At 28.3% G+C, this 11,818-nt stretch carries 12 protein-coding genes; 1 reads left to right on the top strand and 11 read right to left on the bottom strand.

Translation table 11 applies throughout. The features are described 5' to 3' along the window. The 4 genes from VK071_02080 to VK071_02065 all read right to left on the bottom strand — a co-directional run. Positions 1-994, bottom strand: a 994-nt coding sequence (locus tag VK071_02080) for a ComEC/Rec2 family competence protein (protein ID HLR34098.1), incomplete at its 3' end; no start/stop codon positions are given. A 69-nt stretch (positions 995-1,063) separates the two neighbouring features. Then, positions 1,064-2,200 carry a transglutaminase domain-containing protein gene (locus tag VK071_02075; GenBank protein ID HLR34097.1) on the bottom strand — a complete coding sequence of 379 codons (1,137 nt, stop codon included), beginning with the start codon at positions 2,198-2,200 and terminating at the stop codon, positions 1,064-1,066. Positions 2,201-2,269: 69 nt separating this feature from the next. After that, the gene (locus tag VK071_02070) at positions 2,270-2,914 is read right to left on the bottom strand and encodes a zinc dependent phospholipase C family protein (GenBank protein ID HLR34096.1); all 645 of its coding nucleotides are present in this window, start codon (positions 2,912-2,914) and stop codon (positions 2,270-2,272) included. A 77-nt stretch (positions 2,915-2,991) separates the two neighbouring features. Continuing rightward, positions 2,992-3,525 carry an O-acetyl-ADP-ribose deacetylase gene (locus tag VK071_02065; GenBank protein ID HLR34095.1) on the bottom strand — a complete coding sequence of 178 codons (534 nt, stop codon included), beginning with the start codon at positions 3,523-3,525 and terminating at the stop codon, positions 2,992-2,994. Positions 3,526-3,626: 101 nt separating this feature from the next. Here VK071_02065 and sfsA point away from each other — a divergent pair, with 101 nt between their 5' ends. Then, positions 3,627-4,313 (top strand): DNA/RNA nuclease SfsA, encoded by a 687-nt coding sequence (gene sfsA / locus VK071_02060; GenBank protein ID HLR34094.1) that lies wholly within the window; start codon positions 3,627-3,629, stop codon positions 4,311-4,313. Here the strand turns inward: sfsA and VK071_02055 are convergent. The 7 genes from VK071_02055 to VK071_02025 all read right to left on the bottom strand — a co-directional run. Then, positions 4,305-5,963 (bottom strand): glycosyl hydrolase family 18 protein, encoded by a 1,659-nt coding sequence (locus VK071_02055; GenBank protein ID HLR34093.1) that lies wholly within the window; start codon positions 5,961-5,963, stop codon positions 4,305-4,307. The genes sfsA and VK071_02055 overlap by 9 nt on opposite strands. A gap of 252 nt (positions 5,964-6,215) precedes the next feature. Then, the gene (locus VK071_02050) at positions 6,216-8,024 is read right to left on the bottom strand and encodes a leucine-rich repeat domain-containing protein (GenBank protein ID HLR34092.1); all 1,809 of its coding nucleotides are present in this window, start codon (positions 8,022-8,024) and stop codon (positions 6,216-6,218) included. Between the two features lie 211 nt (positions 8,025-8,235). Further along, on the bottom strand, positions 8,236-9,438 hold the full coding sequence (locus tag VK071_02045; protein HLR34091.1) for a hypothetical protein: 1,203 nt from the start codon (positions 9,436-9,438) through the stop codon (positions 8,236-8,238). 275 nt (positions 9,439-9,713) lie between these two features. Then, positions 9,714-10,001: a hypothetical protein gene (locus VK071_02040; protein ID HLR34090.1), complete on the bottom strand. Its 288-nt coding sequence runs from the start codon at positions 9,999-10,001 to the stop codon at positions 9,714-9,716. 434 nt (positions 10,002-10,435) lie between these two features. Next, entirely contained in the window at positions 10,436-11,161 is a 726-nt protein-coding gene (locus VK071_02035) for a SprT family zinc-dependent metalloprotease (protein HLR34089.1), read from the bottom strand. A 12-nt stretch (positions 11,162-11,173) separates the two neighbouring features. After that, positions 11,174-11,500, bottom strand: a complete 327-nt coding sequence (locus VK071_02030; GenBank protein HLR34088.1) for a thioredoxin family protein — start codon at positions 11,498-11,500, stop codon at positions 11,174-11,176. 23 nt (positions 11,501-11,523) lie between these two features. After that, positions 11,524-11,818: hypothetical protein (locus tag VK071_02025; protein HLR34087.1), on the bottom strand; the 295-nt coding region annotated here is incomplete at its 5' end.

Raw genomic sequence — 11,818 nt, 5'->3', positions numbered from 1 at the left:
TGGTGTTAAATACTACTTGATTCTCTTTATTGGGCAAATAATTACAGTTATGATAATGGTAAACTTTTGTATTTTTATTACCAATAAAGGAACCTTCTTTATCATTTTCTATTTCTATATTAGCATCCTCATAATCTTCTATTTTAATTTCCTTTCCGTCAGAAGTCATTACTATAGTTCCTAACTCATCAGTTCTTAATATTTCGACACCATAATTTTCAAGTATTTTAATAATTTCCTTATGAGGATGTCCATACTCATTTCCCTTTTCGCAGGAAATAACTCCATACTTAGGTTGTACATTTTTTAAAAAATCTTCAGATGTGGAGGTACTACTTCCATGATGCCCTACTTTGAGTACATCGGAGCTCAACTTATAACCTTTTTCTATTATCTCTTTTTCTGAAGTTTTTTCTGCATCCCCTGTAAACAAAAACGAATTATTCTTATAAGTAATTTTAGTAACTATAGAATAATCATTAGTATTAGAATATTTCTCTTCATTTGGTGCCATTACCTCATACTTAAGCCCATCCCCCTCAATTAAAACATCTCCACCACTTACTGTATTAACTTCTACATCTTTTTCCTTAATTTCTAATAAGAACTCTTCAAATATAGCCGTATTTGCAGTTTTATCTGGCATATATATTTTATCCACTTTAAAATTCCTAATAACATTAGGTAATCCACCTATATGGTCCTCATGAGGGTGAGTAGCCACTAAATAGTTTATATTTTCAACACCTAGTTCCTCTAAATAATTTACAAGTATTTTACTATTAGTTCTAGGTCCACCATCTATTAAAATAGTTTCTCCATTTGGCAATTGAATAAAAATACTGTCTCCTTGTCCAATATCAATATAATGAACCTCTAACTCACCCTTATCAATATTTGAAACATTTTCTCCATCTGTAACACAACTAGTTAATGTTAGTGTAAGTATTATGGCTAATACTATAAGTAATTTAAACTTAAATATTTTCTTCATTTTGTGCCTCCAATCTTATTAGTCTATACTATATATTAAAAGAAAATATAATGTTATTCAACCTTGTACTTATTTTTCATATTGAAACTTTATATTTATAATACCTAATTCTTCATTAATACTATAATTAAAACCAATACCTTTATATCCTAAGGTAATATTAGCTGCTATCTGATTCATGGCATTTGAAACATTATATACTTCTTTATCATAATTCAATATTCTAAAGCTAATATTATCTTTTTCGCTAAGTATGGATTCTTTCAACAAAGAATAGAATTCATCATAATTATTAATTAGCAAATTATTATAATAGTAATAATTATACTTAGTTGCCACACAAGAAGGATATTTTTCTTTATCCCAACGATGAGTCCTTGAAATATCCTCATCATTTAGGCTAAAATAATCATAAGCTATAATATCCTGTCCACTCTCAGTTACAGGGTCATCCCAAGTTGTATCTACATGATAGTAATTGTCTTCAATTTTAACAATATTCCAGGCATGGTTCATATCTCTTGATTTTCCACTTACAATAATGGCTTCAATTTCTAAAGGTTCTAAAAGGTATTTCATACTTTTAGCATAACCATCACATACAGCTACCCCTTCAATTAGAGTACCATAGACTGTGTGAGATTCTGGGGATATTTCTTTATCCTCAAGATAATTTCTATCATATTTAGTATTATTAATTATGTAGTCATGAACTGCCTTTACTTTTTCATAATCAGTCATATTGGGAGTAATAATTTCTAATAATATTTCTTCTCTTTTCTCTCCTATCATCTTTTGATGTAACTTTATTTCCTTTACTTCTTTTTCGTACCTAGGCATTAAGATTCCATTTCCATACCTTGCACCAGCATAATACATTATTTCAGGATTGTCCTTTGCTACTCCTTCTAGAATTTCAAAAATTACATCATTAGACTCAGAACTACGAAGTCCTACTAAGCTAATAATCTTTTTCCCCTCAATTAAACCATTCTCAACTTTATCATATGTTTTTTCATAATCTTTAGCTTCATCATATACTTTCTCTTCTTTTCTAGGTTCTTCATAAGCCTCTTCTGGCTCTTTAGATTCAGTAAATTCGTATACTGTAGCCCTATCATTCCCTAAATTAAGTATAGAGTAACCAGTGTAAAATAAAGTTATTATAACTAAGATAAGAAAAAGTTTAATCCCTCTTTTAAACATAATATTTCCTCCAATAATAAATATATAAAGCAAAAGTCTCCTTATCTGTTTTGACAAGAAGACTTTGTTTTAAAATTCAAATGCATAGGCTTTGCTATTTTCTTCGTTATAAGCATTAATTGTATCTATAACAAAATAAGATACCTTTGTACTTAAAGACAAAGCAAAGTTTAAATCATTTTCATATTGTTCTTTTTCAGAGTATTCTTTTATTACATCTTTAATATATTTTTTTATTAACTTTCTCAATTTTATAACTCTATGTTCAAATATGTCTATATCATCTACTGTTATAACATTTTTCCTAAAATCATGATTTTGAGCAATACTATTAAGTTTTGTCTCATAGGAAATATGTTTAAACATATTATTAGTAAAAGTCCATCTTTTAGCATGAGGCAAACAAACATAATCACTTAAATAGTGAGAAATTATACCTATATTTTTACTAATATATTTTTGAGTTATAGGAGTTAGTTCCCTATCAAAGTCTAAATGTCTTCCTAAAAATATTAACTTCACAATCTCACTAACTACATAATTGAGACTTTCTTTTTCATAATGTCTTCGTATTTTAAACTGAGGTAAAAAATCTGGTGCTGTTGACCACCATGCCAGTGTTTTTCTATCTAGCTTTACTCCATATATATCATCCATATTATCATAAAGATTGTTTACTATTATTTTATGAGTTTCTCCTAATATTTTAAACACTCCTTTTTATAGGTTAATAACGTAATTATATTAATCTTACATTATATGTCTATAAAAGTCAATAACAAAACCTACCTTTAACTATCCATTATACCTCTCATTTTATCTTCATAAATCTTATAATTTTCATCACTAAATAATATGAATCTTACCTCTTCTATAAAGTTTTCCTTCTTTATAAAATCCATAACTGCTTTTATAGCAATATCTGAAGCCTCATCAATAGGATAACCATAAACACCCGTAGATATTGAGGGAAATGCTATAGTTTTTAATTTATATTCTTTAGCTAATTCTAATGAGCTATAATATGCATTATAAAGTAAATCTTTTTCTCTCCTTTTACCATCTTTATAAATTGGGCCTACAGTATGAATTACATACTTACTAGGCATATTTCCGGCTGTAGTTATTCTCGCTTCACCAGTTGGGCAACCACCTATTTTTTTACACTGTTCCAATATATCTGGTCCTCCAGCTTTATGTATTGCACCATCAACCCCTCCCCCACCTAGCAAAGTATTATTGGCTGCATTTACAATTCCATCTACTTTTTCCTTGGTAATATCTCCCTTTATCAAAGTTATAATTGTATTTTTATACTTGTACATTCATAATCACTCTCCTATTTATATCTTTCTATTTTTATAATAAAACTCCTTTAATTTTTATTATAAAGGGTAAACATATTACTATGAGATAGGAGGCAAAAATGAAATATAAAAATATTTATCAAGGAACTTTTATAGACAGACCTAATAGATTTATTGCTAATGTTATTATAGACGGTAAGGGAGAAAAAGTGCATGTCAAAAATACTGGTCGCTGTAAAGAAATTTTAAAAGAAGGCACTACTATATTTTTAGAAAAGTCCAGTAATCCAAATAGGAAAACAAGATATTCTTTAATATCTGCTTATAAAAAGGATCTGCTTATAAACATAGATTCGCAAGTGCCTAATACAGTAGTTTATGATAGTATACTTAATAATAAAGTAGATGAGATTAAAGATATTGATTTACTAAAAAGAGAAGTTACCTTCTCTAACTCTAGATTTGACTTATATTTTGAAAAGGGTAAGGATAAAGGCTTTGTTGAAGTTAAAGGAGTGACCTTGGAAAAAAATGGTTTATCAATGTTTCCTGATGCACCAACAAAAAGAGGCACAAAACATATATTGGAAATGATAAAAGCAGTAGAAGAAGGTTATAAAGGTTATATATTTTTCTTAGTACAAATGGAAAACATTAAACATTTTACCCCTAATACCTCTATGGATGAAAGTTTTTCAAGAGCACTTATAAAGGCTAAGGAAAAAGGTGTAAATATACTATCTTATAATACAGTAGTAAAAAAAGATTCTATAGTATTAAACGAAAAAGTGGAAGTTCTAATTTAGCATTAGCTTTTCCCTTATGACTTCCCATACTTCCTCTTTTTCAAAGCCTTTCCTCCAAGAGGCTACCCCAGCTAAATTATATTTATTTACTAAAGAAACCTTTAATTCTATAGACTTTTTATCCTCCACCCATATTTTATAAGTAATGTTTTCTCCTTCCTTCATTTCACCATAATATTGCCCACTAACTCCATCCCATTTAAGTACTATATTATTATTCTTTATAAATTCATCTTTTTCTTCCATACTTAAAGCTTCAGAGGAAATTTCTTCTTTCCCATTAATTTTTTCTTCTTTCCACAATCTTGTATAGAAAGGAACACCGAGAATTAATTTATCATTAGGCACATAGTCTAATACTTCCACTAATTTCTTTTCTACCCAGGTACACTGGGCTACTGACCCAGCTTTAGGGCTAGTTGACCAATGTTGGTCATAGGCCATAAGTACAACATAATCTACTATCTCTGCAATTGCACTCCTATCAAAACTCTTGGACCAATTCTCACTAATAGAAATAGGAGTTACATCAACAGATACTATTAATCCTTTTTCATTAAAAACAGGATATAATTCCCGTATAAATTGTACATATAAATCTTTATCTTCAATATTTATATTTTCAAAATCTAAATTAATTCCATCTAAATTATAATATTCACATTTATTAACTAAATCTAAAATTATCTTCTCTCTTATACTAGACTTACTAAGAATTTCATGAGTTAATTCAGGTTCAAAACTATTATTAACTAGCCCCCAAATACTATATCCTACGTCTTTATATTTGTTAACATATTCTTTATCTCCAATATCCTTTATTGTCCCATTATTATCTACTATTGAAAACCAAGTAGGGCAGATTATATTTAAACCTTCAATAGCTTTAGGATTGCTCCCTATGGCTGTCCTACTTGTTAGATGATCCCATACTAAATTTATCCTTTGATTTCCCCAGTTCTTCTTTGAATCCTTTGTTTCTTTTACATTATTTTTGCCTTTTAAATATTTTATCTTTACATACTTTTCCTCTATGAAACCGACCATTCCTGATTCAGTCCTAATTTTATACCATTTATCAATCTTTTCATATACTTTGAAACAAGTGCCCATTTCCAAATTCTTAGCATAAACTGAAGATTGTCTTGAAGGGGCTGTCCTTAGATGTCCATTATTTAAAATTATTTCTCCGTCTAATGTTTCAGTATCCGAAGAGGTCAAAATAACTGCATTAGTTTCTTTAGCAAAACTATAATCCATATTGTAAATATTTTCTATAGTTTCTATTGGTATGTAAATGTTGTTATTAATATTTTTAATAGCTTTAGCAGCTATTTCTTCTTCGCTATTTAAAATATAATAGCTATTATCTAATTTTTGCCTTATAACTTCATTTTCAAAAGAAAATACTATTATTTCCTCCTTTTCATCGTAAAAAATATTTGAGTCAATATGTTTTTTTATTCCATCAAAGGATAGATAAATATGTTTTCCTTCTAAGATAACTGCTTTCTCTCCTATTATCATATTGTCCTCTACTACTAGATATACTTCGTCGTTATCAATAGATAGGACCTGAGGGTTAAAAATTGTACTATAGCAGGTAAATAAAGTTACAGTTATTAATATAATAATTAAAATTTGATCCATTTCATCTCCTCTTTCTATCTTTTTAAGATTTTATAATTAATTTGAATATATAGAATTATATTAATGGTGATTAAGGAAGATGCAGATAAAGTTAAATATTTTATTTTTAATTAAAAGAATTATCAATTATGATAAGATTAGTTATGATAAAACCCTTGATTATATTTAAAACTAATGGCAAAACCCCCAGAAGGATGAGTTCTAGGGGTTTTAATGACTTGATTCGCTTCATGATTTTATTTTTGTTCTATATTATCTTCTTAATTTTAGTCCTGCAATAAGAACAAGCATTCCAGCAGAACTTCTAAAAATCCATGGTTTAGCATCTTCTCCCGTTTTGGGCAAACTATTTTTTATACTACTAACTTTTTCTTTACTTTCTTGCTTTATATGCGCACCAGTCTTTTGAACTTTTTTTAATTTGGTGTTATTTGTATTTTCATCTTCAATTTCAGGTTTTTCTAATTTATCATCTTCCTTAGGATTTTCTTCTTTAGGGTTTTCTTTGTCTTTTGGTTCTTCTGGATCTTTTGGCTCCTCCTTGTTATCTAGTTCTTCATCATCTAGGTCTTGTTGTTCCTGATAATCTCCAATCTTTGGATTCCTAGCCTTAACTTTTTCCCAATGGTTCCTAGATATTAAATTATTAAATAATTTAACTTCCCTCAAATCTTTTAAATTAATCAGGGGTTCTATATTTGATACTCGATTCCAAACCAAATCTAAAACTTCTAATTTAGTCAAATCCGATAAAGCCTTAACATTTTTAATATTATTATCCGATAAATCTAACTCCTTTAGTTTCGTTAGCTTAGATAAAGGATCTATATCTTCTATATAGTTCTTAAACAAACTTAAAACTTCTAGATCAACTAATTCCATTAAAGTTTGAATATTTGATATTTTATTATTTGATAAATATAATTTTACTAATTTAGTTAATGTTTTTAATGCATCAATGTTTTCTATTTTATTATTAGTTAAATCTAGTTCTATTAATTCAACTAATTTAGCTAGTCCATCAATATCTTTTATATTGTTATCTGATAAGTATAGTTTTACTAGTTTATTTAATACCGCTAATTTATCAACATTTTCAATATTGTTATTTGATAAATATAGTTCTGTTAGTTTTTTCAATTCTGCCAATACATCAATATCCTCTATATTGTTATCTGATAAATATAATCTTGTTAAGTTTACTAACTTTTTCAAGGATTCAATATTTTCAATTTTATTTCCTGATAAATCTAACTCTATTAAATTAACTAGTTCATCTAAGGGAATAATTTCAGAAATCTTATTACCAGCTAAGTATAACCTTCTTAATTCAAGTAATTTAGATAAATGTTGAATATTAGATATCCTATTTTCTGATAAATTTAACTCCCTAAGATTTGTTAAATTTGATAAAGGGTCAAGACTAGATATTCTATTATTAGATAAATCTAAAACTGTTAGTTCCTTTAAATTTACTAACTCCTTAATATCAGAAATATTATTGTCTGATAAATCTAGCTCTTTTAAATTTTTAGCATATTCTAAGCCATCTAAATCCTTAATCTTCTTACCTGTGACAATTAATTTTTCTAATTTCTCCATATCATCTTGAGTGATATTGCCTTCATACTTGTCTAAAGCATGTCTTATAGCTGCTTCTAAGGCCTTATCCTTAATGTCTACATTTTCACCATTTTCAACAGGATTTTCTTCTAGTTCTTCAGATTTTAGATTAATTTCTTCAGCTTCTTCATTTACTGTAGAATTTTCTTCTTTCTCTTCTTCCACATCTGTAGACCCTTCTACATTTATTATCTCTTTATCTAATTTATCTACTTCCTCCAGTTCCTCTTCCCCTTCTCCATTACCCTCTTCCACATCCTTAATTTCATCTTGTTCTTCAAATTCTACAGTTTCTTCTGTTTCTTCTATTTTTTCACCTTCTTCAAGCTGATCTAATTCCTCTGAACCTAAATTGCCAACGCCAATAGCAGAGATACCAAAAGGCAAAAGAATAGATAAAACAATAATTATTGATAGTATCTTTTTACCATTTCCCATCTTACTCCCTCCTAAGAGTTCCTTCTGTGATAGCCTTTTATTACATACTTCTAAAACACCTCCTAATGTATTTTCTGGTTTAATATGAATATTATAGCATACAGGTACAATATTACAACTGAATATTAATATTGTCCCCTTGGTTCAAGGCTTCTAACCATATAAAAAGAAGTAGATATGAATATCTACCTCTTTTTATATCCTTTTTATATTATTCCACTATCTTACAATCATCACTAATATATAAATAATCTCCTTCTTTTACAGTAAAGATTGCGTTGTTTGGGAAGGATTTTCTATTAGTAATTTCCCCACCAATTCCATCCTTTACCTCAAAGTATCCTCCCATTTCGTGATCACCTTCGTACACCACTTCATATTCTCCAGGTTTTATATCAAATCCAACCTTATACATTCCATTTCCTTTTTCTCCCTTATGTGGTTCAGCATCTTTTGCTTTCAATGCAAAAGCACCGTTTAATTCTAAGTAATTACCTTCCTCAACTTTTATATAGAAATTATTAGAAAAAATCTCCATATCTATTATATCGTCAGAATCTCCTTCACTAGTTGTGGAAACCTTATAGCTACTAAAATCTCCTGATGCAAATACTTTATATTCACCTGCTGGCATTTTATCTCCAATTTTATATACGCCTTCCTTAAAAACTTCCTTATCCTCAGGAATCTTATGTACTATCTTTTTATCATTATTATCTTTGTCTTTAGAATCTTCATCCAAATCATCTAGATCGTCCAAGGCGTCTAAATCATCTAATCCTCCAAGCTCTTCTAATTGGCTTAGGAAATTTTCATCTGTAAAAGGAGCCATTGCATCTAGGCCTGGCATTAAAGAAAACACTACTTGCATTGCATTTTTTGTATCATCTCCATCAATAAACCATTTCCCATCCTTTTTTACCACTTTAATATCTAATGTGGTATCGCTTGTCTTATCTGTATTTTTTATAATCTCTGTAAGCTTTACCGATAATTCCTTATTAAGTTCTTTTTCATCCATAAACATTAGATCTTCCATGGATAGTACTTCTTTAAATAGACCCCCCATTATTTCTGAAAAATCTTTTGAAGTAACGGTTACATTTACTGTTGCCTTCTCTCCATCTTTTTTAATATCATTAATTTCATACTTTAATTCAGAAAACACAAGTTCTGCAAGTTCTTTGTCATCCGTATCCTCTAAACCAAACTCTGATAGATCAAAATCCATTTCTTGATCCTTACCATCTTCGAAATAAATAAAATCATCAGCACTATCTGGATTATCACTTTTTATTGCATCATAGAATCCTATTACTGGTTCAGCTTCTGGATCTACCTTTTGTCCACATCCACTTACAGTAAATATCATTACCACAGCTAATAATAACAATAATGTTTTTTTGTTTTTCAATGTTCTCCCCCTCTTCATTTCTTTGTGACATCGTGATTATAACATAAAAACAATGAAAATATTGTCTTTTGTTGTCAAACCTTGCTTTTATAATTTTTTTTAGTAAAATTAGAACCATATGGCAACATAGGTTATATATAGCCTATAAATCTTGTAAATTAACAAGTAATACCATATATATTCTATACCAGAAAGGCATAAACTTGCAAGCAAAAAAAGGATTTTAAGGAAAATCCTTAAAATCCGACAAAATTAGATATAAACTACCATAAAATTTAATCATCGCTTAATTCTAATACTTCATATTTTTCTAATTTGACATCGTATTCAACTAAATATTCAGTTCCATCTTCATCCTGAATATTTAACTCATACCTTAATAATTCCATATCCTCTTCTTTTCCTGATTCAGGTGCAAAGGATTCAAATTTTGAAGAGGTTTCTCCAGGCATAATCGTATCGTATGTACCTAAATATGTTTTTTCATTTTCTTCTTTTAGCAATATAGTCAAAGAGTAACCCGTAACAGTAAAATCAGAATTATTAGTAAATGTCGCCTCCATATACCTAGTACCTATGCTATCTGGTTCTAAAATATTAATCTCATAAGGAAGATCTTCTACTTTAATTAATGTATCTTCTTTCTCATTTTTTTCTTTTTCAGTATTTTCTTTTACAGAATTTGCGTCTTCTTTCTTAGAAACTTCTTCTCCTTCACTTCCATTGTCGCAGCCTGTTAGTGTTAGACTAAAAACTAAAACTAAAATTAAAGTTAATAACCAGGTTTTTGTAAATACCTTTTTTTCACCATTATATACCTCCAGTTTTATTATATTGATAATTGCATATAATTTTTTGTCTTCTTACAATGTATTTTACTATTAAACTATGAAGTATATAGTATAGTTTAATGAATAGACTGTTATAATTCATGATAAGGTTATATAATAATAAAAAATATGTAGTTAAATGACTACATATTTTTATACTTAGTTACTTATAAAGTCCTAACTACTTTTTCATCTAATATTATCTTCCTTTTTCTCCAGTCTGGCATTAACGAAGTTAAAAAAGTATAGAAATCATTATTGTGATTTTCATATTTAAAATGAACTAATTCATGGAGAACTACATAGTCTATACAGTATTTGGGAGCTTTAATTAATTCATAGTTTAATATAATAGTGTTAGTCTCCCTATAACAACTTCCCCATCTAGCTTTCATTTCCCTAATATTGAGTTTTGGTTTAGAAATATTGTATTTTTTAACCTTTTCGTACATTTTATCTAAGGACTCATTAAAATTTATTTCCGCTCTTTCGTAAAACCAATTATCCATTAACTTTTCTTTTCTTTTATAATTGTTTATTTCTTTTACATATAGATGGATAAAACCTCTAAAGTATTTTACATATTCCTTATTATCTGCCTTAAATACCTTTAGACGATATTGTCTTCCTAAATACCTAAAAGACTCACCACTTACATACTCTTTTTTATTCTTTTTTTCTGGTTGAGTCTCTTTAAAATAATCTATTTTTCTTAATATCCAGGGGCCTTTACTCTTTACAAAGTCTTTAATAAAGTCTAAAGGTACTTTATTATTAGCAGATACTTTAATAGTCATATCTGGCCTTATGTTTAGATTTACATTTTTAACATCTTTTCTTTCTAGTTCAAATTCTATTTCATTATCTCCATATCTTACTATATGTTTTGTCATATAATCACCTATTTATCGAAAGAATAGATTATAATATCTATTGATCTTTTCCTCTAAGTCTTCCATACTAATATGTCTAGCTTTTCTAACACTCTCTTTGCCATCAATGAACAAAAGTATAGCAGGTGTAGTAAAAATATTATAACTAGTAGATAGCTTCACAGATTTATCAATATCTACTTCCACAGCTTTAATCTTAGGATATTTTTCTAATATCTCTTTCACCTTAGGTTTCATATCTATACATACACTACAAGTATCACTGCCAAAATAAGTTAATACCATATCATTTTCATCTATTAATCTATCTATAGCTTCTTTTGAATCAACTATTTCCATGAAATCAATCCTTTCATAATATACTAATACCTTTTTAATGCTACCTTCTTTACCCCATCTATTATTTTATCAATTTCATCGAAACTCAGCTCTAAACCATATTCTTTAGAATAATCATATATTAAGTCATCTATTTCCTGGGCTATTTTATCATGGATATCAGTATTATTATGCCAATCTACTTTTACATATTCATGGACTATATTTTCAATCTTAAGAGATAGTTCTGCATTAAGTTCTTCACTTCCATAAGGTTCCTCAGCCTCATGAATTATTTCCGATGTAACACCATAGAAAGCTTTAGCATTAGAGTTATAT

The organism is Tissierellales bacterium, from assembly GCA_035301805.1.
Lineage (GTDB): Bacteria > Bacillota > Clostridia > Tissierellales > DATGTQ01 > DATGTQ01.
This window is presented reverse-complemented; position numbering and strand designations above follow the sequence as displayed.

What these genes read in the sequence shown, in the direction of transcription:
- VK071_02075 (HLR34097.1), bottom strand. Translation starts at nt 2,200, where the DNA reads ATGTTTAAAAGAGGGATTAAACTTTTTCTTATCTTAGTTATAATAACT.
- VK071_02065 (HLR34095.1), bottom strand. Translation starts at nt 3,525, where the DNA reads ATGTACAAGTATAAAAATACAATTATAACTTTGATAAAGGGAGATATT.
- sfsA (HLR34094.1), top strand. Translation starts at nt 3,627, where the DNA reads ATGAAATATAAAAATATTTATCAAGGAACTTTTATAGACAGACCTAAT.
- VK071_02055 (HLR34093.1), bottom strand. Translation starts at nt 5,963, where the DNA reads ATGGATCAAATTTTAATTATTATATTAATAACTGTAACTTTATTTACC.
- VK071_02050 (HLR34092.1), bottom strand. Translation starts at nt 8,024, where the DNA reads ATGGGAAATGGTAAAAAGATACTATCAATAATTATTGTTTTATCTATT.
- VK071_02040 (HLR34090.1), bottom strand. Translation starts at nt 10,001, where the DNA reads ATGGAGGCGACATTTACTAATAATTCTGATTTTACTGTTACGGGTTAC.
- VK071_02035 (HLR34089.1), bottom strand. Translation starts at nt 11,161, where the DNA reads ATGACAAAACATATAGTAAGATATGGAGATAATGAAATAGAATTTGAA.
- VK071_02030 (HLR34088.1), bottom strand. Translation starts at nt 11,500, where the DNA reads ATGGAAATAGTTGATTCAAAAGAAGCTATAGATAGATTAATAGATGAA.